Source organism: Peptoniphilus sp. Marseille-Q6390 (assembly GCF_965119475.1).
The window spans coordinates 309,672-333,955 of sequence record NZ_CBCPLS010000001.1; the positions used below are offsets into that span (position 1 = coordinate 309,672).

23 protein-coding genes and 2 pseudogenes are annotated in these 24,284 nt (G+C 33.5%); 20 read left to right on the plus strand and 5 right to left on the minus strand.

The features are described from left to right. Window positions 1-91: 91 nt before the first annotated feature. From ACWPVO_RS01535 to ACWPVO_RS01560, 6 genes are all read left to right on the plus strand, one after another. The gene (locus ACWPVO_RS01535; protein ID WP_005957512.1) at window positions 92-949 is read left to right on the plus strand and encodes a DMT family transporter; all 858 of its coding nucleotides are present in this window, start codon (window positions 92-94) and stop codon (window positions 947-949) included. A 195-nt stretch (window positions 950-1,144) separates the two neighbouring features. Beyond that, a complete protein-coding gene (mscL, locus tag ACWPVO_RS01540; protein WP_454206089.1) occupies window positions 1,145-1,564 on the plus strand; it encodes a large conductance mechanosensitive channel protein MscL in 420 nt (139 codons plus the stop codon). Next, window positions 1,561-2,592 carry a patatin-like phospholipase family protein gene (locus ACWPVO_RS01545; RefSeq protein WP_454206091.1) on the plus strand — a complete coding sequence of 344 codons (1,032 nt, stop codon included), beginning with the start codon at window positions 1,561-1,563 and terminating at the stop codon, window positions 2,590-2,592. Before mscL ends, ACWPVO_RS01545 begins: the two co-directional genes overlap by 4 nt. Then, window positions 2,582-3,211 (plus strand): NUDIX hydrolase, encoded by a 630-nt coding sequence (locus ACWPVO_RS01550; protein ID WP_060799597.1) that lies wholly within the window; start codon window positions 2,582-2,584, stop codon window positions 3,209-3,211. The genes ACWPVO_RS01545 and ACWPVO_RS01550 overlap by 11 nt, the downstream gene beginning before the upstream one ends. Window positions 3,212-3,639: 428 nt before the next feature. Then, window positions 3,640-4,626: a 3D domain-containing protein gene (locus tag ACWPVO_RS01555; protein ID WP_148465130.1), complete on the plus strand. Its 987-nt coding sequence runs from the start codon at window positions 3,640-3,642 to the stop codon at window positions 4,624-4,626. A 275-nt stretch (window positions 4,627-4,901) separates the two neighbouring features. Then, window positions 4,902-5,795, plus strand: coding sequence for a hypothetical protein (locus ACWPVO_RS01560; protein ID WP_454206093.1), 894 nt, complete (start codon window positions 4,902-4,904; stop codon window positions 5,793-5,795). A gap of 38 nt (window positions 5,796-5,833) precedes the next feature. Here ACWPVO_RS01560 and ACWPVO_RS01565 read toward each other — a convergent pair whose 3' ends face one another. Continuing rightward, window positions 5,834-6,073, minus strand: coding sequence for a glutaredoxin family protein (locus tag ACWPVO_RS01565; RefSeq protein WP_195443667.1), 240 nt, complete (start codon window positions 6,071-6,073; stop codon window positions 5,834-5,836). Between the two features lie 106 nt (window positions 6,074-6,179). Here ACWPVO_RS01565 and ACWPVO_RS01570 point away from each other — a divergent pair, with 106 nt between their 5' ends. From ACWPVO_RS01570 to ACWPVO_RS01605, 8 genes are all read left to right on the plus strand, one after another. After that, complete coding sequence (locus ACWPVO_RS01570; RefSeq protein ID WP_454206095.1) at window positions 6,180-6,608, plus strand: hypothetical protein; 429 nt, start codon at window positions 6,180-6,182, stop codon at window positions 6,606-6,608. Then, window positions 6,595-7,365 (plus strand): alpha/beta fold hydrolase, encoded by a 771-nt coding sequence (locus ACWPVO_RS01575; RefSeq protein WP_454206097.1) that lies wholly within the window; start codon window positions 6,595-6,597, stop codon window positions 7,363-7,365. The genes ACWPVO_RS01570 and ACWPVO_RS01575 overlap by 14 nt, the downstream gene beginning before the upstream one ends. Before the next feature lie 9 nt (window positions 7,366-7,374). After that, complete coding sequence (locus ACWPVO_RS01580) at window positions 7,375-8,928, plus strand: UDP-N-acetylmuramoyl-tripeptide--D-alanyl-D-alanine ligase (RefSeq protein WP_454206099.1); 1,554 nt, start codon at window positions 7,375-7,377, stop codon at window positions 8,926-8,928. A gap of 4 nt (window positions 8,929-8,932) precedes the next feature. Further along, window positions 8,933-10,105: a D-alanine--D-alanine ligase family protein gene (locus tag ACWPVO_RS01585; RefSeq protein WP_454206101.1), complete on the plus strand. Its 1,173-nt coding sequence runs from the start codon at window positions 8,933-8,935 to the stop codon at window positions 10,103-10,105. Beyond that, the gene (gene rnr / locus ACWPVO_RS01590) at window positions 10,105-12,207 is read left to right on the plus strand and encodes a ribonuclease R (protein WP_454206103.1); all 2,103 of its coding nucleotides are present in this window, start codon (window positions 10,105-10,107) and stop codon (window positions 12,205-12,207) included. The genes ACWPVO_RS01585 and rnr overlap by 1 nt, the downstream gene beginning before the upstream one ends. Beyond that, window positions 12,200-12,655 (plus strand): SsrA-binding protein SmpB, encoded by a 456-nt coding sequence (gene smpB / locus ACWPVO_RS01595; protein WP_060799588.1) that lies wholly within the window; start codon window positions 12,200-12,202, stop codon window positions 12,653-12,655. Before rnr ends, smpB begins: the two co-directional genes overlap by 8 nt. A gap of 165 nt (window positions 12,656-12,820) precedes the next feature. Next, the gene (locus ACWPVO_RS01600) at window positions 12,821-13,522 is read left to right on the plus strand and encodes an ABC transporter ATP-binding protein (protein ID WP_005957422.1); all 702 of its coding nucleotides are present in this window, start codon (window positions 12,821-12,823) and stop codon (window positions 13,520-13,522) included. A gap of 7 nt (window positions 13,523-13,529) precedes the next feature. Continuing rightward, a complete protein-coding gene (locus ACWPVO_RS01605; protein WP_454206106.1) occupies window positions 13,530-17,531 on the plus strand; it encodes an FtsX-like permease family protein in 4,002 nt (1,333 codons plus the stop codon). A 124-nt stretch (window positions 17,532-17,655) separates the two neighbouring features. Here ACWPVO_RS01605 and ACWPVO_RS01610 read toward each other — a convergent pair. Together ACWPVO_RS01610 and ACWPVO_RS01615 are read right to left on the minus strand one after the other, a co-directional pair. After that, a pseudogene (locus ACWPVO_RS01610) lies at window positions 17,656-17,865 on the minus strand (transposase); the annotation flags it as partial. Window positions 17,866-17,968: 103 nt separating this feature from the next. After that, window positions 17,969-18,241 carry a transposase gene (locus ACWPVO_RS01615; RefSeq protein WP_412621745.1) on the minus strand — a complete coding sequence of 91 codons (273 nt, stop codon included), beginning with the start codon at window positions 18,239-18,241 and terminating at the stop codon, window positions 17,969-17,971. Between the two features lie 630 nt (window positions 18,242-18,871). Between ACWPVO_RS01615 and ACWPVO_RS01620 the strand changes: the two genes are divergently transcribed. Further along, window positions 18,872-19,441, plus strand: coding sequence for a hypothetical protein (locus tag ACWPVO_RS01620; protein WP_454206108.1), 570 nt, complete (start codon window positions 18,872-18,874; stop codon window positions 19,439-19,441). A gap of 30 nt (window positions 19,442-19,471) precedes the next feature. Here ACWPVO_RS01620 and ACWPVO_RS01625 read toward each other — a convergent pair whose 3' ends face one another. Further along, entirely contained in the window at window positions 19,472-19,666 is a 195-nt protein-coding gene (locus tag ACWPVO_RS01625) for a hypothetical protein (RefSeq protein ID WP_238402355.1), read from the minus strand. A gap of 64 nt (window positions 19,667-19,730) precedes the next feature. On the opposite strand from ACWPVO_RS01625, the gene ACWPVO_RS01630 reads away from it, so the two are divergent. From ACWPVO_RS01630 to ACWPVO_RS01640, 3 genes are all read left to right on the plus strand, one after another. Continuing rightward, window positions 19,731-20,201: a hypothetical protein gene (locus ACWPVO_RS01630; RefSeq protein WP_454206110.1), complete on the plus strand. Its 471-nt coding sequence runs from the start codon at window positions 19,731-19,733 to the stop codon at window positions 20,199-20,201. 190 nt (window positions 20,202-20,391) lie between these two features. After that, window positions 20,392-20,997: a response regulator gene (locus tag ACWPVO_RS01635; protein ID WP_412621741.1), complete on the plus strand. Its 606-nt coding sequence runs from the start codon at window positions 20,392-20,394 to the stop codon at window positions 20,995-20,997. A 124-nt stretch (window positions 20,998-21,121) separates the two neighbouring features. Then, complete coding sequence (locus ACWPVO_RS01640) at window positions 21,122-21,493, plus strand: hypothetical protein (protein WP_412621740.1); 372 nt, start codon at window positions 21,122-21,124, stop codon at window positions 21,491-21,493. 18 nt (window positions 21,494-21,511) lie between these two features. Here ACWPVO_RS01640 and ACWPVO_RS01645 read toward each other — a convergent pair. Continuing rightward, window positions 21,512-21,838: pseudogene (locus tag ACWPVO_RS01645) on the minus strand (relaxase); the annotation flags it as partial. A gap of 261 nt (window positions 21,839-22,099) precedes the next feature. Between ACWPVO_RS01645 and ACWPVO_RS01650 the strand changes: the two are divergent. Together ACWPVO_RS01650 and ACWPVO_RS01655 are read left to right on the plus strand one after the other, a co-directional pair. Then, window positions 22,100-23,068, plus strand: a complete 969-nt coding sequence (locus ACWPVO_RS01650; RefSeq protein WP_454206113.1) for an ABC transporter ATP-binding protein — start codon at window positions 22,100-22,102, stop codon at window positions 23,066-23,068. Continuing rightward, window positions 23,065-23,907, plus strand: coding sequence for an ABC transporter permease (locus tag ACWPVO_RS01655; RefSeq protein ID WP_412621736.1), 843 nt, complete (start codon window positions 23,065-23,067; stop codon window positions 23,905-23,907). The genes ACWPVO_RS01650 and ACWPVO_RS01655 overlap by 4 nt, the downstream gene beginning before the upstream one ends. Window positions 23,908-24,284: the final 377 nt, after the last annotated feature.

Genomic DNA, 24,284 nt, shown 5'->3' on the forward strand with positions numbered 1-24,284 from the left:
CTGATAATTATCAAGTTGTTTTTATTTGAACGGATAAAACACCTAATTATTAATAATTTAGGAGGTGGGATCTCTTTAGTAGAGGAAAAATATGAGCTACGAAAAGAAAGGTTATTTTGCAATTTTTGCTGCAGTAGTCCTTTGGAGTTTGTCAGGCTTTATTGTTAAGACAGTGGATGCAAGTGCAATTTGGATAACACTAATAAGGAGTGCTGTTGGAGGAATCTTCCTAGCTGGCTTTATTAGGTCCAAGCCCATTAGACCAAGAAAATATGTAATCTTAGCGGCAATTGCTATGGCACTATTTTTGTTAACACTGACAATTACAACACAAATATCCACTTCAGCCATGGCAATATCTCTACAATACACAGCACCAATGTATCTTATTGTCTATAACTTTATTAAGGACAAAAAAATAGAAAAGAAGAACCTGCTAGTCTTTGCTTTTATTTTTATTGGAGTTATAGTAAATATTTTGGGAATATTTAAAGAGAAAAACTACTTTGCCATCTTCACAGGACTTGCCATAGGACTGTCCTTTGTATTTTATTCGCAATTCTTACAAAAGGTAAGAGAAGGCAATCCTCTGGGTATTGTTTCAATTATTAATTTAATTTGCTGCGGGCTCTATGCCCTAGCCTTACCCTTTAACTTTGGAAGTCCACCAAGAAAAATTTCTGACATAGTTTTAATAGTCTTGGCAGGAATTTTAATCTCAGGACTTTCTTATGCCCTCTACTCTTGGGGCCTAAGAAGAGTCAAGTTAGAGAGAGCAGTTATAATTGGACTTTCTGAGCCAATCCTTAATCCAATTTGGGTTCTACTCTTTAATGGAGAAGTCCCTCCCAAAAATGTAATTATTGGAATGATATTTATACTTGGAGGTGCCCTGGTGGACATATTTTTAAACAAGGGTAAAGAAGAGACAAAAGAAATTCAGGCTTAGTTTTAATAGTGAGAACTTTAAAGATGAAGTAATAAAATACAAAAATTTATTTAATTGAATATACTATAGAAGAAAATCTCAAGTCACGGTATTGGCTTGGGATTTTTTGTTTACAGTTTTTTTATTATCTATATGGGTAATTAATATTAGTAAGGAATTATATTTAAATTATTACTTTGATATAAAGGAGGAAAAATGAAAAAGTTTGCTGATGAATTTAGAGAATTTATTGCGAAAGGTAATGTTATGGACATGGCTGTAGGTGTTATCATAGGTGGAGCCTTTGGCAAGATCGTTTCAAGCCTTGTTGAAAACATCCTAATGCCACTCATTGGTATCTTGCTTGGTGGCGTTAGCTTCGAAAATCTTGCTGTCACAGTGGGTACTGCTGAAGTTAAGTATGGAATATTTTTACAATCAGTTTTTGATTTCTTGATTATCGCTTTTGTTATTTTCGTTATGATCAAACAAATTGCAAAAGTTACTGATAAATTCAAGAAGGAAGAAGAAGCTCCAGTGCCAACAGAAAAGGAATGTCCTTTCTGTAAGTCTAAGATTGATATCAATGCTACAAGATGTCCACATTGTACATCTGAATTAGGAAGTGCAGAATGAAAAAATGGGCATTAGTTCTTGAAGGCGGAGGAGCTAAGGGTGCCTACCAAGTAGGTGCCTACTTCGCCCTCATGGAAATGGGATTTGATTTTTCAAAAATTGTTGGAACTTCTATAGGCGCCTTTAATGGGGCAATGTTTGCTCAAGGAGATGCCTATGAATGTTTTAAGGCCTGGAAGTCTTTGGACTTTTCTGCCTTTGAAACTGAGTTACAAGAAATAGAAAAAGATGAAAATTTATTTTCGAAAATTGTAGATAAACTTAGGGAACACGATATAAAGATTCCAGAACTTACAAGGTCTCCCTATCCTCTTTACAGGTTAGTGGACCAGTTCATTGATGAAGATAAACTCAGGTCCTCTGATGTGGATTTTGGAATGTGTACAGTGAATGTATCTGACCTCAAAGTTGAAAGATTATTTAAGGATGATATTGAAGAGGGCCTTTTAAAGGATTATATTATTGCCTCTTGTTATCTTCCCTTTTTTAAATTGCAACGTCTTCACGGCAAGTATTTTATTGACGGAGGCTTTGCATCGCCTGCTCCTATGGAGATGATTGATGAAGACACAGATATTGTCTTAGTGAGACTTTCAAGGCAACCACTTAAAAATATTGAAAGGGCAAGTTATATTATCAAGCCAAATAAAAATCTTGGATCATCTCTTGGCTTTGACAAGGAAAAGGCTGACGACTTAATAAAACTTGGCTACTTCGATGCCTTTAGGGCTATTAAGGGTCTTAGGGGAGAGGACTACTATATTATGCCTCTTGATGAAGAGGAGAGCCTAAAATATATTTACAGACTCCTAAGGGACAAGGTTAAGGAAAGTGAAAGTAAGATTGCAAGGATAATCTTTGAAGACTATGCTCCAAAGCTTGCAGAAGAATTGGAAATGCCAGAAAACTTTAGGTATGATGAGCTTCTATACATGCTTCTTGAAAGAGAAGGTAACAAAAGACAGATTGATAGGTTTAGGATTTACACAGTAGAAGAATTAATGAGGGAGATAGAAAATGTCAACTGACCAAGACTTAAATTTAGAAAAAATTAAAGCCAAGGTCCAAGAAATAAAACCTATGCCCGTTGACGTGAAAAATAGGTTTTCCGTCATGATTCCTCTTATAAAAAGAGATGGGGAAATTCATCTAATCTTTGAGGAGAGGGCTTTTACTCTTAGAAATCAACCTGGAGAAATTTCCTTCCCAGGAGGTAGAATTGAAGAGGGAGAAAGTCCAAGGGACGCAGCTCTTAGGGAGACTTCAGAAGAGCTTTTAATTTCAGAAGATGAGATTGAAATTTTTTCTGAGGGAGACTTTGTAGTAAATCCATATGCAGCAATTATTTACAGCTTCATTGGAGAAATCAAAAGAGACTTTGACAAAATCTCTCCATCATTAGATGAGGTTGAGAAGGTATTCACAGTTCCACTTTCCTATTTTTTAGAGACCAAACCCAAGTCCTATAAGATCGACTTAAGGGTTGAGAGGAACGAAGACTTTCCCTACCACTTGATTCCCAATGGTATCAATTATAAGTTTAGAAGGGGAAGAGAAGAAGTCCTCTTTTATGAATATGATGGACATATTATTTGGGGCTTTACTGCCAAGCTGGCTAGGCGTTTTGTAGAAAAACTAATGTCTTAATTTTAAAAATTAAAAAGATAAAGCTTAGAAAATTATTTTGTTTTTAATTTTTTAAGCTTTTTTTTTTTTTAAGGAGGGCAAGTCCCTTATTAGAAATAATTTAAAATTCACTTACTAAATGTTATTTTTATCAAAAAATTAGCAAAATAAGGAAAACTTCATAAGATTTTGTAACACAAACGTAATATTCCATAAAGAATCCCTAATTTTCAGGCTTTGAGAGAGAATTTATTTTTATTTTAAAATAGATTTAATTTATATAAATTCTAAGATGGCTTAACTAAGCCCTTTATCGAGAAATTTACAAAAAAGTTACAAAAAAATTGACAAATCTTATTTTTTTTAATATACTCTTAAAAGATTAGAAGAGGTTACAAAGTAGTAACAAAAGCTACAAATTTGTAACTGAATTTATGGAGGTAATATTTTTGAATAAAAAGAACATTTTTAGAAATGCGAAATTTATATTGATTGCCTTAGCTCTTGTGTCAATCCTGACAATGGGTTTTAGCACGGCTCTAGGTAAAGATGTTGAACTAAATATCAATGGAAAGACTAAGACAGTTTTTACATATGAAAAAACAGTAGGAGACTTCTTGGAAAAAGAAGGCATTGTTCTTAAGAACAAGGACCTTGTAAGTCCAGGTCTTGATGAAGAAATTACTAAGGACACTAAGATCCTTATAACTTCACCAAAGTCCTACCACATCAAAGATGGAAACAAGACATTAATTGCAGAAGCAAATGGATACACAGTTGCTGATGTACTTGAAAATCTTGACATAAAACTAAACAAGCTTGACAGAGTTTCCCTTCCTCTTGATGAAATTGCTAAGCAAGGAATGGAAATTAAAATTGATAGAGTTGTTGAAGAAAACTTAGTTAACAAGGTTGAAATTCCTTTTGAAACAGAAACTCGTGAAAACAATGAAATGTTTAAGGATGAAAAGAAAGTAATAACTAAGGGACAAGTTGGAGAAAAGCTAGAGAACCTAAAGAACACTTATGTAAATGGAAATTTAGAATCTACTGAAGTCCTAAAAAGTGAAATTACAAAGGAGCCTGTAAAGGAAGTTGTAGAAGTTGGAACTAAACAAGGATCTGCTGCTCCTAATGGAAAGTCAGCTAAGAGAGTAATTGTTATGCAAGCTACTGCTTATGACCCAACCGCAGGTTCAAAGACTGCTATGGGAACAAGAGCAAGAGTTGGCGCAGTTGCAGTTGACCCTAGGGTTATCCCGCTAGGTTCAAAGCTTTACATTGAAAGTATGGATGGATTTGCATCTTATGGCTATGCTACAGCAGAAGATACTGGTGGAGCAATTAAGGGAAATAGAATCGACTTATTCTACAGCACAAGTTCCCAAGCTAGAAATTTTGGAAGAAGAAATGTAAAAGTTTATGTACTTGATTAAGAGAGTCCTGGTAACAGGACTTTTTTTTATTGGTTTTTTTGTTTGAGAGACTAAGTCTTTAAAAGTTATGAAGTAAGAAATAATTTATAAAAAATTTAAACTTGTAAGCTTTTTAAAACTTAAAAAAAAATTCAAAAACTATAAAGAAATTCAAAAACTACAAAGAAATCAAAAATTTATAGGCTGTAAAAATAAAGTAAAAATAATTTTTAAATTTGTGATTAGTCGTTTAAAAGAACCAATATTTAACTTATAATGTATATGAGGATGATTTTATGAAATTAATTGAACATGAACTCGTCGATAGATATATTTATTATTTGCAAAGATACATCCCCTATGACAAGCAAGAGGCTGCCAAAGAGGATTTTTTAGATATACTGAGAGATAGACTTCCAGAGATTTACACAGAAGAAGACATAAAAAAAGAATTAAATAGGATGGGGAACCCCTACGAGTTTGCAGGAGCCTATAGTGACCCAGGTAACTTCCTCTTAAGTGGAAAGAATTATGAAATCTTTAAGGCCTTTTTAAAGATACTTTCAATATCTGCCCTTCTTGGCCTTGTAATATTTACCTTTAACTACTTTAGACGCTTCCAAGGGACAAGTTTGTTTGACATCTTAAAGAGCCTTGTAGTTAGCATTTTCATCTTGAGCCTTTTGCCATCATGGATTTGCGAAAAGATTAAGACTACTAAGATCTTAAGAGCCCTTATGGACGAATGGGACATAGACAACCTCTACGAGTCCAAAAAGTTAAAGCTAGAGGTCTATGAGATAGGCCTACTCATGGTGAAGTTTTCCATGTACTTTATGCTACAAGTCTACATTTTGACTGCCAGCATAAATATTTCCATAGCTACTTATTCCTTTGTCATGATTTTATTTTTTATAAATGTATTATCTGTGAATTTTAAATTTTCAGAGAACACATTTTTTTCAAAGACTATGTATGTGGAATATTTCGTTGACATCTTTAGCATCATTAGTTTGATTTTTTTAACAAGCTATCACATGCCAAGGGTCTTCGCCATAAAGATAATAATCCTATGCAATGTTGTTAATTTAATTTTGAACTCTTACACTATTTCCAAGTCTAAAAATATATTGCTATCGCGAAAAAAGAGAAAGAAAAACAGAAGAAGAAACAAAAAAGACAGAGATTAAACTCATTGAGTAATCCCTGTCTTTTTTCTTATAAAAATTTAAGCTACATTTTCTTTTAGGTATTTAATAATGTCAAGTGATTCATAAAGAGGCTTGTCTCCAATGAAGAGGCAAGGCACTTGCTTTTTGCCGCCTTTTTCAATTAAATATTCACGAGCTTCTTTATCTTGGTCAATGTTTTTTATTTCTACAGAGTCAATGCCTGCATCTTCCATGAAGGCTTCTACCTTTTTACAGAAAGGGCAAACTGTTCCTACATAAAGTGTTAATTTTTCCATAATATCCCTCCAAATCTTTTTTACCCAATTAAAAATAAAGAAAACAAGGGCAGTATTTAAAAGATATGAGATTTTTGGTATAATAACATAGATTCGAGGTGATATTGTGGGATTTTTTGACAGTCTTGATGGCAATTTAGATGACCTAGTTGGTAATCTAAATTATCTAAAGAAGAAACTTGTGAGTGAGTCGCAAGAAATTAAAAAGGCAGCAAGGTTGAGATACGAACTTTTAAATGAAGAGAGAAAGCTAAGTGAGGCCTTTGAAAAGCTTGGCAAGCACCAATACCATGCCCTTAAGGGTGAGGGATCTAATCTCGATGTGAGTGAGACCTTGCAAGAAATAGAGAGGTTAGAGTCAAGAATTTCTTCACTAAAGATGGGCCTTGACTTAAGTGAAAAGACATCTGGTATAAATTTTACAGAAGAAAATTCTAGCCAAGATGTTTATGAGTCCTCTTCGATTTTTGTAAGAGATGAAGAAGACCAGGGCTCAATTATTTTTATAGAAGAAGATGAAGATGAAAATAAATAAAGAATTTGTTGAAATAGACGGTATAAAAACTGCATATATTAAGAGGGAGGGTGGTGAGAAAGTCCTTGTCATTCTCCACGGTTGGGGTGCATATATTGAGTCAATTATGCCGATTTTTAATGCTATCCCAGAGGGTTACACAGTTTATGCCTATGATGCACCAGGCTTTGGCGACAGCGAAAACCCAAAGGAAGTCATGGGGACCTATGACTATTATGAATTTCTCTTAAAGTTTTTGGACCACTTTAATATTAAGAAGGCGACTTTTGTGGGTCACTCCTTTGGTGGCAAGACTCTTACGATTTTGGGGTCAAGAAATAAGGACAGGGTTGAAAAGCTTATAATAATTGACGCATCGGGAGTCCTTCCCAAGAGAAAGCTTTCCTATTATGCCAAGGTATATTCCTTTAAGGCAGCAAAAAAATTCTATATGCTAACTCATGGCAATAATGAAGAGGCCATGGCAAAGTTTTATAAAAAACATGGGTCTGATGACTACCAAGCAGCAGATGGAATTATGCGCAAGTGCTTTGTAAAGGTGGTAAATGAGTCCACAAGAGAGGAATTCAAGAATATTGATGCAGAATCCCTCCTGATTTGGGGAGACAAGGATGAGGCAACTCCTCTTTATATGGGTAAGATATTTGAAGAAGAGATAAAAAATTCTGGCCTAGTTGTCCTAGAAGGAGCGGGACACTATTCCTACCTTGACAAGTTTGGTCAGTTTAATGCAGTTATTAATTCGTTTTTAGATTAGGAGATTTTCATGGAATATTTTTTACAGAGACTGCCAATTTACTTAATAGATTTTGTAATCATATGCCTGGCCCTTTATTATTCCCTAATTAGGAGCAACTTTCCCATCCACATGCTCCAATTAGAGGGCTATGACAATGATGAATACAAGACTTTTTTAAAGAACAACAAGGAAAAGATGAACAAGTTAGTCTATAAGCTAGAGAAAAATCAAAAGACTCCCATAGTTTGGACCGATAGGGCAAAGAGGCTTTTAAAGAAGCACAAGCTTGTAAATTTTATTGCCTATGTCCTTGTAGTTGTTTTTTCATTGGGACTTTTTGATGGGTCAGGATCCTATGTCATTTCAATTTTAGCTACACTAATCCTGTCATTTTTAATTTACTTTTACCAATACAGGCTACTTATCTTGACAAACAAGTGGGCAAAGCCTACTGAAGACAAGATAAACATGGGATTTTACAAGTCAGCTCAGGCAAAAATAAAAAAATACAAGGAAGAAGAAGGCTTAAAGGTCCTTGGAATTACAGGATCCTTTGGAAAGACTTCAGTTAAGTTTATTTCGGACACAATCCTATCTGAAGGTCTAAGGGTTAAAAACACACCTTCATCCTTTAACACTCCTATGGGGCTTTCAAAGATCATCAACAACGAACTAGAAAGGGACAGGGAAGTTTTCATAGCAGAGTTGGGAGCAAAAGTTCCTGGAGAAATCCACGAAGTTGCAGAGCTTGTTCAACCAGATATTGGGATAATAACTGCTATAGGACCAACTCACATGCATCTTTTTAAGACAATTGAAAATATACAAAAAACAAAGTACGAGTTAATTGAAGACCTACCAGAAGATGGTATTGCAATTTTTAACTACGACAATGACTATGTTAAACCCCTTGCAGACAAGACTAAGAAAAAGACTTACAGGTATGGAACAAAGGACTTTGACAAGCTAGATGTCTACGCAGACGAAATAAAAGTCAATGAGACTGGGTCAGAATTTGTCCTCAACATCAAGGGAGTAGGAGAAATCAAGTGCTCAACAAGACTTCTTGGAGTTCACAACATTTCAAACCTTCTTGCAGCGGCGACTGCTGCTCATGTCTTGGGACTTAGCCTAGAAGAAATCCAAAGGGGGATTTCCAAGGTTGAGCCAGTGGAACACAGACTTTCACTTATTCCATCATCAAACAATACCATAGTTATTGACGATGCCTTTAACTCAAACCCAGTGGGCTTTAGGGCTGCTCTGGATGTTTTAAGAGAGTTTAAAGACCACAGGAAGATAATTATAACTCCAGGCATGGTTGAGCTTGGAGATATGGAAGAAGAAGAAAACAGAAAAATAGGTCAAGTTATGGCAGATGTCCTCGACTTTGCAATTTTAGTTGGCAAAAAGAGAACTCTTCCAATTTATGAAGGCCTTAAGGATAAAAACTTTGATGAAGAAAAAATTTATAGGGTTTCTTCACTAGACGAGGCAACTAAGGTTCTCGCAAAGATTTCAATGGCGGGAGATGTCGTTCTCTTTGAAAATGACCTTCCTGACAATTACAATGAGGAGTGAAAAAATGGAAAATATAGGTGTAATCTTCGGAGGAAGATCCGTTGAACACGAAGTTTCTGTTATTACAGGAATGCAAATTATTGAAAACATGGATAAGTCTAAGTACAATCCAATTCCAATTTATATTACAAAAGATGGCAAGTTTTTGTCAGGAGAAAGCTTAAAGAACTTCAAGGCCTACAAGGATCAAGACTTCCACGATGGAGTAGAAGTTTTCTTCAAGCCAGAATATGGCAACAAAAACTTATATTATGTAAAGCACAATCCAAAAAAACTTTTTAAGGCAGAATATGATTCAATAGAAGTTTACCAAAAAATTGACGCAATCTTCTTTGCCCTTCACGGAACCTTTGGAGAAGATGGATGTACCCAAGGACTTTTTGAACTTATGGGCATGCCTTACACTGGCTGCGGAGTTATGTCTGCTGCTGTTGGCATGGACAAGGTAATCATGAGAAAGGTCTTTGAATCAGAAGGCATCCCAATGACAAAGTACAAGTACTTCTACAGGGAAGAACTTAAGAACCTAAAGGGTCTTATAGAAAAGTGCAAGGACTTAAACTTCCCACTTTTTGTTAAGCCAGCCAACCTTGGCTCATCAATAGGGATTTCAAGAGTAGAAAATGCCCTTGATCTTTCAAAGGCTCTTGAAGTTGCAGCCCACTACGACAGAAAAATTATTGTAGAAGAAGCTGTTGTAAATCCAAGAGAAATTAACGTGGCAGTCCTTGGTTACGAAAATGACCTAAGGGTTTCTGCAGCAGAAGAACCTCTTGGATTTAAGGACCTTTTAAAGTATGAAGACAAGTATGTTTCTGGATCTAAGGGAGCTAAGTCATCTCAAAAGCACCAAAACAAAAAACTTCCAGCAGAACTTAAGCCAGAACTTGAAAAAGAAATTAAAGAACTTGCAAAAAAAGCCTTCTCAGCAATTGATGGTGCAGGTGTGGCAAGGATTGACTTCCTAGTTGATGGCGACAAGGCCTATGTAAATGAAATCAACACCCTTCCAGGTTCCATTGCATTCTACCTTTACGAGGTTGATGGACTTATGATTAAAGATTTAATCACAAGACTAATTGAACTTGGCAAGGAAAGACACAGTGAGAGAGCTGCAAATAACTATTCAATTGATTCAAATTTATTTAATATGACAAGTTATGGAGCAAAGATTTAATGATTAAAGAAAAGATTTTAGAACTCATTAAGAATTCGAAGCCAAGGACAAAAGATGAACTTGCTAGATTATTTAAAATTAAGAGCAAGGAGAAAAAAGAATTTAATAGGATCCTTGAGGAACTCGAAAAAGAGGGCCTAATTTTCATGGACCACAGGAAAAAGTACAGACTCGTGGACAATGATAAATTCTTTTTTGGAAAACTTCAAACAAATGCCAAGGGTTTTGGATTTTTAATAAGCGAAAATCTTGACGAAGATATTTATATATCAAGAAACAACCTTATGGATGCTTTAAATGGCGACGAAGTTATCGTCAGGAGATACAGGGACTCCTTTGGCGACAAGCCAGAGGGCAAGGTCCTATCCATTGTGAGAAGGGTTAACAGCAAATTCGTTGGAGTCTTTCAAAACAAAAAGGACTTTGGATTCGTTGTATCAGATGAGAGCAAGATGGCTATGGATATTTACGTTCCTAAGAAAAAATTCAAGGGAGCAAAAAATGGTCAAAAGGTTGTTGTAAAAATAGAAAAATGGCCAGAGGCAAACAAAAAACCTGAAGGAAGAATAGTAGAAGTCTTGGGTTACCCAGAAGACCCTGACGTTGATATTCTTTCTGTAGCTGCAGGCCTAGACCTTCCCATGGAGTTTTCCAAGGCTGCCCTATCTGAAGCCAAGTCTCTTCCACAAGAAGTTAGGGAAGAAGACCTAAAGGGTAGGAGAGACTTAAGAGATCTTATGACTTTTACAATTGATGGAGCAGACTCCAAGGATTTTGACGACGCAGTTTCTCTTGAAGTTGCAAAGAATGGCAACTACCTCTTAGGAGTTCACATTGCAGATGTTGCCCACTATGTTGAAGAGTACTCTGCCATAGATGAAGAGGCCTTCAAGAGGGGGAACTCAGTTTACCTTTTAAACAAGGTTATACCAATGTTGCCCTTTGAACTTTCCAATGGAATTTGTTCCCTTAATGAGGGTGTGGACAGGTTAACTTTATCTGTTCTTGCAGAAATTGACAAGAAGGGCGAAGTAGTAAAATATGAAATTCTTGAGTCTGTAATTAATTCTAAGAGAAGGCTAGTTTATGAAAATGTCTCTGACTACTTAGAAAAAAATATTACACATGAATCCCTAAAGGGACTTGAGAAAACCCTAGACAAGATGTATGAACTTGCAAAAATTTTAGAAGACAAGAGGGAAAAGGGTGGCGCCATAGACTTTGACATACCAGAAGTTATCATTGAAGTTGACGAGAGAGGTTGGCCACAAAATATCCACAAGAGGGACAGGAGATCTGCCAACAAGCTCATAGAAGACTTCATGTTAATGGCAAATGTCTGCGTGGCAAAGGAATATTATTTTAAGAAAATTCCATTTTTATACAGGATTCACGAGAGACCAAAGGATGAAAAAATTTCAGAGCTCAACTCTTACTTGAGACCACTTGGCTACATGATTAACTTTGATGAAAAAGTTGAGCCAAGAGATGTGCAGAAGGTCCTTGAGAAGGCAAAGGGGACTAAGGAAGAGATGTTTATCTCAACTATGACCCTAAGGTCCATGGCAAAGGCAAGATATTCTGAAGTAAACGACATCCACTTTGGCTTGGCCTTTGACCACTACTCCCATTTCACTTCGCCAATAAGAAGGTACGCGGACCTCGCAATCCACAGAATTATAAAAAAGAATATCCAAGGCAAATTATCTAAGGGAGATCTTACAAACTTAAAGGCAATCTTGCCAGATATAGCAGAGCAAGTTTCTAAGACAGAAAAAGTTGCCCAAGATGCTGAAAGGCAAGTTGAAGACATCAAGATGGCTGAATACATGTCTGAGAGAATTGGAGAAGTCTACAAGGGTAGGATTTCATCTATCACAAACTTTGGAATGTTTGTTGAACTAGACAACCTAATCGAAGGACTTGTGGGCTACAGGACCATGGATGGCTACTACGAATTTGACCAAGACAACTACAGGGCAATTGACTACAGGACTAAAAAAGAATTTCACATTGGCGACGATGTTACTATAAAAGTTGTAAATGTTGACCTCAACATGGGCAACATTGATTTTAATATGGTAGGTGATGAAGATGAGTAAGGAAAAAAACGATGCAATAGCAAACAATAAAAAAGCCAGCCATCTTTATTTTATCGAGGACACTTATGAAGCAGGGATTGAACTTGTTGGAACTGAGGTCAAGTCCATAAGGGCAGGTCATGTCAACATCAAGGATGCCTACTGCGACATCAACAAGGGAGAAATTTTTGTATCAGGCATGCACATTTCGCCCTATGAGCAGGGAAACATTTATAATGTTGACCCCATGAGGAAGAGAAAACTCCTCATGCACAAGGCAGAAATCCTTCGTCTTGAAAAAGTTAAAACTCAAGAGGGCTACACAATTATTCCCCTAAAGGTTTATCTAAAGAGGGGAAGAGTCAAAGTCCTAATAGCCAAGGCAAAGGGTAAGAAGCTTTGGGACAAGAGAGAGACAATGAAGAAGAGAGAAGTAGACAAGAGACTTCGCCAAGCAACAATGTATTAATTCTTCATAACTTGCGATTTGATAAAAATTACTTGCGAGGAACTTCATTAACTTTGAAAATTAAAAATTGAAAACAAATTATTAATTAACGCTCACTTTGTGGGCGTTTTTTTATTTTTAATTATCTTATTAGCTTTTAATGATATAATAAGCCCAGGTGATATTATGGCTTTTATCGAAGTTAAGGACCTCTCAAAAGTTTACACAATTGGGGAAAGGTCTGTCATGGCAAATGATAAATTAAATTTTGAAATAGAAAAAAATGAATTTGCAATTATTCTTGGTGCATCAGGTGCCGGCAAGTCAACTTTTCTAAATATCTTAGGAGGTCTCGACACGACCTCTTCTGGTGACCTCTTAGTTGATGGAAAAAATATTGCAAAATATAGTGAAAGAGAACTGACTACTTATAGACGTTATGACATGGGCTTCGTCTTTCAATTTTATAATTTGATTCCCAACTTAACAGCTCTTGAAAATGTTGAGCTTGCCAGTCAAATTGTAAAACACGCCAAGGACCCAGTTGAAGTTTTAAGGTCTGTGGGTTTAGGCGATAGGATGGATAACTTTCCATCACAATTATCTGGTGGAGAGCAACAAAGGGTTTCAATAGCTCGTGCTATTGCAAAAAATCCAAAACTTTTATTGTGTGATGAGCCAACAGGAGCTCTTGACTACAAGACAGGCAAGCAAATTTTAAAACTTTTGCAGGACCTTACGAGGACAACAGACACTACTGTGGTCCTCATAACCCACAATTCTGCAATTAAAAATTCTGCAGACAGGCTAATTGAAATTTCTGACGCCAAGGTCAAGGATGTTTTTGTAAACGACAATCCGAGGGATATTATGGATATAGAATGGTAGGTGGAGGGTGAAAGCTCGCGACAAGGATAATCTTAGAGAGATAAAAAATTCTCTTCCAAGATTTATCTCAATAATGATAATTGTCTTTCTTGGCGTCTTTGTCTTGATTGGACTTATTTCCACAGGCAAGATTATGAGAAATACAATTGATGATAAAATTGAAAAATTAAATCAAGAGGACATAAAGATTTCCGTTCCCATTGGACTTGAAGCTAAGGACCGACAAATTATTGAGGACCAAGAGGACATCAAGGAGCTGGAGTATGGCTATGACAAGGATGTCTTTCTTGCAGGAGACCCAACTGTTATAAAAGTTTTAAACATGCCCTACGAAATTTCTAAGCCTGAAATAATTGAGGGAAGAGAGCTTAGGGGTCCCGATGAAATTATTTTGGACGCCAGGATAAAAAAGGCTGGTAGCAAAATTGGGGACACAATAAGATTTAAGGAAGACAATGACGATGATGAGGACAACGACCTAAAGAGGCTTTCCTTCAAGGTGGTTGGTTTTGCAAATTCTCTGGACTTTCTTCAAGAAAATAACGCAGCCCACTCTGAAAGAGGCTACGGACAAATTTCTTACTTTGCCTACATTGACGATGGAAACTTTTCTGGCGACCCAACTCTTGCCAAGATAAAATTCTTGGGGACTGAAGGCTTAAAGACTTCAGACAAGGAATATGTTGACTACATGGATAAGAAGAAGAGGGCCCTTAAAATTGACTTGAAGTCTAGGCCAAAGGAAAGACTTGCCTCCATTCAGGGAGAAATTTCTGGTAAGATCACTGATGCAGAGGACAAGATTAGTGATGCCGAAACAAAATTGTCTGATGCAAGGGACAAGCTAGTTAAGGGTCGAGAAGACCTTAACAAGGGTAAGTCCGACTACAAGAAGGGCCTGGATAAGTACAATAGTGAGAAGGACAAGGCAGAGTCAGAAATTTCCAAAAACAGAAATAAACTTTACAAGGCATCTGTGGAAATAGATGATGGCGAGAGAAAGTTAATCGATGGATACGAAAAATTATCTGATGGTAAGAAGAAACTTGACCATGCCAAGTCTGAATTAAATTCTGGAAGAAAGAAGCTGACAGAGGGTAAGGAAAAGTACCAAAAGGGACTTGGAGAAGTTGAAGCTTCAGAAAAAGCCCTAAGGCAAGGAGAAGACCAGCTAGCCGATGGCAGAAAAAAACTTGATGATGGCTGGGACAAGATTGAAGAATCAAGAAAAAAACTTGCTGAGGGCATGAAAAAGTATGAAGAGGGAGAAAGAGACTACCAAGCTGGTATGACTCAACTTGAGGCTGGCAAAAACAAATTGGTTTCCCAGATGGGGGCTTCTTCCTATGAAGATGCTGTAGAAAAAATCTACGCCCTAGACAAGGCCTTGGAAACTGGAGGAGATCTTCTTAAAAAACTTCCGACTATAGAAGATGAAATTGCAAAAACTTCTTCCCAAATAAGCCAAGTGGATAGGGGTCTTTCACAAATTGATGGTCAGCTTTCCGCTTTGAAAAATTCTTTAAATAATCCTAACCTTACTGACGAAGAGAGAAAAAATATAGAGGGACAAATTGCTGGACTTGAAGGGAAAAAATCAGAACTTGAAAAAAATAAGTCTGACTTAAATAGAAAATTAGACTTCCTAAAGACATCAAAAGAAGAAGTTGACAAGGCTTTGGAAGAAATTAAGAAGGAAGTCCCAGGTGGAATCACTGGCAACTTGTCTGACTTAAAAGCAAAATTAAAAGAAGGCAAGGTTGGGATTGCTGCTATCCAAGAAAATGAAAAGAAACTTGCAGCAGGCAGGGCCACTCTTGATGCCAGCAAGAAGCAAATTGAAGATGGAAAGAGGCAACTTGAAGAAGGAATTGCCGAGGCAGAAAAGGGAGAAGCTGACTATGCCAAGAGCAAGGATGAAATCGAGAAGAACAAGAGAAAACTTCAAGAAGCCAGAGAAGAATTAGCAAAAGCAAAAAATAAAATCAATGAATCTGAAGAAAAATTAAATAAGGGGACTGCTGACTACGAGTCTGGCAAAAAAGAATACGAAGGAAAGTATGATGACTACGTGGAAGGCAGGGAAAAACTTTCAAGGGCCAAGGAAAAATACTTATTAGGGAGAAATGAACTAGATAGGGGCCAAGAAAGACTTGATAAGGAATTAAAAACTGGCAAGAGCAAGTTAAATGATGCCAAGTCAAAACTCTACAAGGCAGAAAAAGATTTGAATAAGGGCGAAAATGAATACAAAGATAAGTCCCAAGAAGCTGAAGAAAAAATTGCTGATGCAAGAGAAAAGATTGCTGATGGGAGAAGGTACCTCAGCCTAGTCAAGCAACCTCGTTACACAATCACACCAAGGCACCTAGAAACAGGCATCAACACCTATCTTGATTACGCAAAGAGAGTTGACGGCCTTTCACTTATCTTCCCAATATTTTTCTTTGCCATTGCCCTTTTAGTTTGCTTCACAACAATGACTAGGATGGTGGATGAAAACAGGCTTGTCATTGGGGCCTACAAGGCTTTGGGCTACACCAATAGAGAAATCGGCAAGAAGTTCTTCCTCTATGGGTCCCTAGCATCCTTAATTGGTGGTACCTTGGGAGCAATTACTGGGTCCTATCTCTTGACCTATATAATTGGGAACGCCTACTCGACAAAAACGATTTTTGAAAATAAATTGCTGATAAGCATCTTTCCTCTAAGAATGATCTTCGCCATTGCTATTGGATTTTTATTTACCAGCGTGGCTGCCATGATAACAGTTAATAAAAACTTGGAAGAAAAAACAGCCAGCCTCTTGAGGGCAAAGGCACCAGCCAAGGGCAACAGAATTCTCTTGGAAAAAATTCCCTTTATATGGAACAGGATGAGCTTCCTATCAAAGGTAACTGCAAGAAACCTATTCTTGTCAAAGAAGAGGATGTTTATGACTCTTGTTGGGGTTATGGGTTGTGCAGCCCTCTTAGTCCTTGGATTTGGAATTGCTGAATCGGTAAAGGACGTAGAGACCCTACAATTTAAAAACATTTTGAAGTACGACATATCTGTCCTTTATGACAGGGACCTTGACCAAGATTCCTTTGAAGAATATAAGAAGTCCTTGGCAGAAAAAAATTTAGATTACACAGAAGTCTACGAAGAATTTTTCACTGTAGACTACGATGAAATCGACCAATCGGTGAATGTAATAGTCCCAAGTGACAAGGAAGACTTCAAAAATTATGTGTCACTTTTTGACAAGGACACAAAGGAAGAATTAGAACTTCCAAAGAGGGGAGTCATAATAACAGAAAAGTTGTCCAAACTTAAAAAGTTAAAAGTTGGCGACCCACTAGAGATGAGAGACGTCTATGGAAATGAATTCGAAGTAGAAGTCGCTGGCATCAGCGAATTTTATATAGGTCATAATGTCTACATGGATAGAGACTACTTTGAAAAAGTAACAGGATCAAATTTCAAGGCCAACACCGACCTCATAAAAGTTCCTAAAGACTTTGACAAAGATGCTTTTATAAAATCCACAATAGAAAAGAAGTCCGTCTTTAACATTGGAAATGTTGACGACATGAAGGACATCTTAAATCAATTTTTGTTTTCAATAACTAAGGTTGAGATAATAATTCTAATAGTGACAACAATTTTGGAAGTTGTAGTCCTCTACAACCTCACAAACATAAATATCGAAGAGAGGATAAGAGAAGTCTCAACAATAAAAGTCCTTGGCTTTTATCCAAGAGAGACAACCTCATACATTTACAAGGAAACCTATATCTTGGCAATAATTGGAATACTCATAGGACTCTTCGTGGGGAAAATCCTCCACTACTCAGTCCTTCAAATAGTAGTTCCCTTTATGGCCATGCTGCCAGAAGACTTGAGCCCAAGACCCTTCATCTTGGCAGGAATAATAACAGCCCTTGTAAATACACTAATAATGATAATCTTCCACTACAGGATAAAGAAGATAAAGGCCATAGATGCATTAAAGTCAAACGAGTAAAATTTAAGATTTACGATTAGAGAGATAAAATCTGAGAAACTAAAAAAGCAAGTGTAAAATAGCACTTGCCAGATTGTAGACAAACCCAGGAATATTTCCTGGGTTTGTTGTATTTTTAATGTATTTATAAAAAAACCTTTAATTTATTCAACATTAAATCTTTGTTAGGATCCAATTTATATAGTAATATTGCTAATATTTTCATATTTATGCATGCAATTGTAAGTGCAGCTTTCATTTCCATCTTTGCTAGTCCAATCATATTTGTGTATCTAAATCCATGGAATTCTTTTGCACTTCCAAATTGCCTTTCTACTGTTTCTTTTCTTCTTTTGTATTCTTCTTTTCATTTTTTTGGTGTATCTGTACCCCTCTGTTTCGTATAAGCATTCTTGTTCTATTTCTTTGTCTAACTCTTCTTGGTATGTTTTTGTTGCTTACTTGATTTCTTCTTTTTTGTTTTTATGTCTATTGGCATGGGCTTTTACATGTGTGGAGTCTACGAATTGTATTTTCTCAACTACAAATCCTTTGTTCACTGCTTGGCTTAAGATGTTTTGAAATATTTCTTCAAATATATTTGTGTCCTTAAAGCTTCTCCTGTAGTTTTGACTAAAGGTTGTGAAATGTGGAACTTTATCGTAAAAGTCTAGTCCTAAAAACCATCTATATGCTATGTTTACTTCTATTTCTTTTATTGTTTGTCTCATACTTTTTATGTTGATAGGTATTATATGAACAGTATTTTTATTAATACTACTGGATCGATACTTGGTCTTCCATTATCTAGTGAGTATTTATCTTCCACTAATTCATAGATGAAGTCAAAGTCTACGTATTTGTCTATTTTTCTAAATATGTGATTTTTTGGTACAAGTTGTTCTACTAATATGATCTGTACTTGATCTGTTTTTCTTTTATTGTTTTTTAATAGCACGTTACACCTACTTTCTTAGTTTATTTTTACTCCTTTTTTCTATAAATTCAGATGATTTCATAAAAAAAAAGCAGGCTTTTTTGCCTGCTTTGTCATCAGTCTGCGGCAGTCTTCGGACTGCCTTTATTTTTTTTGCTATATTTTAATAGATTGTATGATTACGTTATATCATACTTATAATTATTAATACACAAAAGTTAGCTGAAATTAAATCTTAATATGTCTACAATATTATTGAATACTGTAGTTAAAATACAAACACAAAAAAATTACAATACATTAAAATTTGTAATTAGCAATAGAATTTAATGTATAATTTTAGTGGATAGTCTTTATCTAATTAAGAAAATCATATTCCATATAATAAATAGTATCGGATTTTAAATTTCAAAAGGAGCTTAGGATGAGAAAACAAAATTTTATTTTAATTACACATATATTATTGCAACTTATTTTGTTTATGCCAATAGCACCATTTATAAAATATCAACAGACATTAGATATGGGGATTATAATAGTATTTTTACTGAGTATTATGAATTTTATAGCTTATGTTGTATGTGTATTAAATTCTGAAAAAGATTATATAGTGATTCATAGCTTAATAGTTGAGTTATTTATTATTTTCACTTTTTTAGAAGACTTAATATTAAGAGAATTGTTAATAGGAAAATATATCGAATTATTAATCTATAGTTTAATAATTTTTGCAACTTTTAATCTAACAAGGCCATCAAATAAAATTAAATATATTCTGTCAATTACTACATTAGGATTGTTTATGTCAATAATTTTGATGAAATTGAATGTATCTTTATCATCTTTACTATTTAATTGGGTGGTTATTATTCTAATGTTGACTCCAAGCATTTTATTTATATTGGATAGACAGATTCGAAAATATGAAAGTAGTTTAGTTATAGTATTACAAATTTTATATATTACAAGTTTTATCATATATAAAAAAGTATGAAAACATAGATCTAGTGTCTATCAGCGAGTATCAATTATTTACATGCATCTTTATTGAATCGGCATTGCTATATAGAATAAGTAAGTCAAAAATAAAAAATGGTTTAATATATTTTTCCAATTCTTTGAGAAAAATATTTCCTGAATTTATTATTTTATTTACTATGTTGTATTTAACAACATTTTCTTTTTTAGGAGTTATATTATTTTCTTTAAGCTTTTTCATGTTTTTGGTAGAATTTAGCTTGTTCGAAAGACATAAAAAATCCAATTATATAACTTTTGAGGAGATGTTGAATAACTATTATGTTGAAAAACATAGAAATTTAGAAATTGAAAAATTGAATACTCTAAGGATACAGACCTTTTTACATGATGACATTCTACAAATTATAATAGCTATAAGAAGGTGGATAGAGGATAATCTTTCAGGATCTGGCAAAAAATACATTATAGAAAATCTAGATAAGTTAAACGATTTGATTCGACATGAAATAAATTCATTCAATCCAATGCTAAATGATTATAGCTCTCTATATGACGCATATAGCAGACTTATAGTTGATATAGAAAATATGTATTTAGATAATGAAATGCTTATAGAATTTGAATGTGATAGAAATATAGATTTGCCCAGTCCGTATGCTGAATTGATTTACAAATGTATCAATGAATTATTAATAAATGCATTAAAACATTCAAAAGGATATAGTACAGACATTGTTCTTATAAATTCAGAAGATAAGATTCATCTTACCTAAAAAATTATGGAGACTATTTAGAAGAGGAAGAAAAAAATAGTAGAGGGAAATATAGGATTAAATATTTTAAGATTAAACTTAAGAGAATACGGCGGAAAATTTGATTTTGATTTTTCTAATAATCAAAATGAATTAGATGAATCATTTGTAAAATTTATAATAGAAGTTCCAGTAGAAAGGAGTGTAGTAAATGAAAATCTTATTAATAGAAGATCATAAAATGGTTGCAACTTCTTTAAAAATGAGCTTAGAGACGGACGACTCTATTTCTGTAGATATAGTAAATAATGTTAGAGACCTAAGTATAAATGAATCTTTCCTTAACTATGACTTGTTACTAATAGATATTAATTTAACAGGAATAGAAGGAACGATAAATGGTTTAGATGTGGCTGAAGAATTGATTAATAAGTATGAAGATCTTAAACTAGTAATATTAACAGCGTATAAATTAGACTTTTATATTAAAAGAGCAAAAAGAATTGGATGTAAAGGATTTATTTCCAAAGAAGAAGATACATCTAAACTAATAGAAGATATAAAATCTATCGCATTTAAAGGCAAAGCGATCTTTCCAGAAGATAATCATATGTTAGAGCCATTAACAAAGAGTGAAATTCATATAGTTAAACTATATTCAAACGGACTATCAAGGAAAGAGTTAGCTAAAGAACTAAATACGAATGTAAGAAGCCTGGCAGTATCCTTATCACGAATATATCAAAAGTTAGGTGTTAGAAATTACCAAGAAATGATCGATAAAGTGCGTGAATTGGGATATGTTGATTCATTTTAGAGACAAGCATTAGAATTTTGTTAGCAGGTTTTTATTCACAAAAGTTAGCTGAAATAGGAATTGAAAATATATAAAATTGAAGAAGAAGTAGAAAGTTAATAATATTTAAAGGAGATAATTAAAGATGACTAAAAAAAATGTGTTTTCTATTATAATTGTATGTGTATTGATTTTTGGTGTTATTTTTATATTTATTAATAAAAAAGCACATGAAAATAATAATCCAGCAAATGTTGAACAATATTTTTCTGAGGTTAATATTCCAAATCTTAAATATTCAAATGATAAATTAACATATAATGGCAATCTAGTAAAAGGTTTTTTTGATCCTATAGAAGTTGCAAAAAAGAATGGTAGATATGTTGGTTTTGTTTATTCAAATAATGATTATGGTGATGGAATACTTTTGATTGTCCGTAGAGATGAAAAAAATAAAATTATAGGGGTTGAGGAAATTACTCAAGAGCGTTTAAATAAAGAAGTTTTAGGAAATTAAAACTTAATAATTATTTTTTTATAGTGCTGAATCTATCCCATAATATTTTTTATAATTTTTCTCATACTGAACAAGATAAGGAAATTGTTTTTTATTCAAAGAATACTCTTGCATAAGGGTGTTTTTTTTTCTTGCAATTTATCGAGGTTTGATAGTGTTTCTTTTGTATTGGGTAGTTTTTTATAGTTTTCTAAAATTTCTTTAGCGGCTATTTTATAGACAGAAAGTTCACTATAATATTCTTTGGCAAATTGTTTATCTTCAGGATTTTTCTTATGGTATTTATAAATCTCATGATATTTATTTATAATTTTTACATTTTTTCATATCTTGTGACAGATTTTTCTATTTCGGTTTATACATCAAAAGAAGAACAAAAATATCAGGCTAACTAAGATAAAGACATGCTTGACATGAGATTGAAGTAAAGAGCAATTTCTAAAATAAAAGGGAAAATTTAAAATAGTATTATAGTAATATTTTTTATGAACAAGGAATTCAAAGAATAAGCGATGGAGTATTTTCAATGACTAAAAATTATATAGCAAAGATATAAATAATATTCACAAAAGTTAGCTGAAACATCTTATAAAAGATCTTATAATTATGTTAAAAGTAGGATATATAATATCATTATTTAAAATTCCTCATAAAATTATAGAAAGGAATAATCAAATGAGCGAATATATATTAGAAACTAAAAATTTAGTAAAAAATTACGGGAATTTTACAGCAATAGATAATGTTAATTTAAAAGTAAAAAAACAATCTATTTATGGCTTAATAGGAGATAATGGAGCCGGAAAATCAACTATTATGAGAATGATATCTGGATTATCTAATAAGAGTAGTGGGAATATAGAGCTATTTGGTAAAAATGTTAAAAAAAATTCTAGTTATTTTAGTAAAGTAGGCAATTTAATAGAAACACCAGCATTATATATGCAACTAACAGCTTATGACAATTTGAAATTAAAATGCTTATCTTATGATGTAGAAAATGAAATGTATATAAAAGAAATACTTAAAATAGTTGGGTTGGAAAATTGCTATAATAAACAAGTTAAGAGTTTTTCCTTAGGAATGAAACAAAGACTTGGTATTGCAATGGCTCTTATAGGATCTCCTGAAATTATTATTTTAGACGAGCCAATTAATGGACTTGATCCTCAAGGAATAGTCGATATTAGAAATATGTTAAAAGAAATTAATAAAAAATACGGCATTACCATAATTATATCAAGCCATATATTAGAAGAGTTATCTAAAATCGCAACAGATTTTGGAGTAATTTCAAAAGGAAAGTTACTAGCTGAGTTTACAATAGAAGATTTGCATAAAAAATGTAGATCAAGAATAGAGATAATAACCAGCAAAACGAATGAAGTATCAAAAATTTTAAATAAACATGGATATAAAAATGAGATTATAAATAGTAAAAAAGTTATATTAAACGATTACTTTGAAAAAATAAGTCTAATAAACTCTTTGTTAGTAAAATGTGGTATAGAAATAAGTTCAATTTCTGTAAAAGAAATGAGCTTTGAAGATTATTATATGGAGATATTAAGATGAGTAGAGCAATAAAATTAGAGTTATATAGACTACGAAGAAACAAATATCCATGGATAATTTTAATTCTTAGTAGCCTTATGATAATTGGATCTGTATATATGACAAAAGTTGATTATCATTACTATATTAATGATAAAGCAGCACTAGAAAACTTGAAAATAAATTTCACACAGATAAATTGGGGGATTTATGTTGGAAGTGTGATTCCAGATTGGTTAGATTTAGGCTATATACCTATAACTGAATTATTTATGAGAAATATTCAAAGTAAAATTTTATTGATGTTTCAAACAGTTTTTATTGTGATGTATATAGGAGATGAAATTAAATCTAGTTTTCTAAAAAATATTAATCAAGTTTTTCCAAAAAAAATAGAGCTAACTTTAGGAAAAGTAGCAATAATATGTGTATACACATTAGCTATATTTATTACTAGTTTTATTATTATGTCATTATCATTTTACTTTATGGAAGGATATTTGAAATTCACAGAAATAGGAATATTCATAAAATATATACTCACAGAATACTTATTATATATAACCTATAGTATTATAATAATGTTTTTAGCGTATTTGATAAGAAATTCTGCCGTTACACTTATTATTGGTCTCCTTGAGTCAGCTGGAATATTACAAATAATTGATACAATATTCCATCAAATATCTGGAAATTTATCATTTTCAATTATGAATTATCTTATATCAGGAAACATAGTATTATTATCAATTGATAGCAGTAATTCTATTTATTTAAGAGTGACATTATTATCGATTATTTATTTGATTATTATGATAATATTGAATACCATGATTCTTAGCAAAAGAGATATTTATTAAAATAATTACTATTTTGGAAAATAAATTAGCTTATGAAACTAGGTATACTTTGATAAAGGAGATTTTGTTAAAATATTTGGTCAAGTAAAAACAAGAATTGATAACAACGGAAAGGAACATAAGAGTGTCCGTATTCTGTCTTCTAAGCTCTTAAAAGCAAAAGAACAAGTAAAAGGAGTCAAGATAAAGATAAAAAGTCCATATTAGGACAAATAAAAAGCTTTAAACAGATGATAGAACTAAATCTAACAAGAAAGACCATAGCAAAGGTGCAGAGAGGTAAATATCGGTAGTCTTCGGACTGCCTTTATTTTTTCGCTCAATTTAACGTGGTAAATCATATAATTGAAAGGAATCTGTGTTATATGTTATAACTA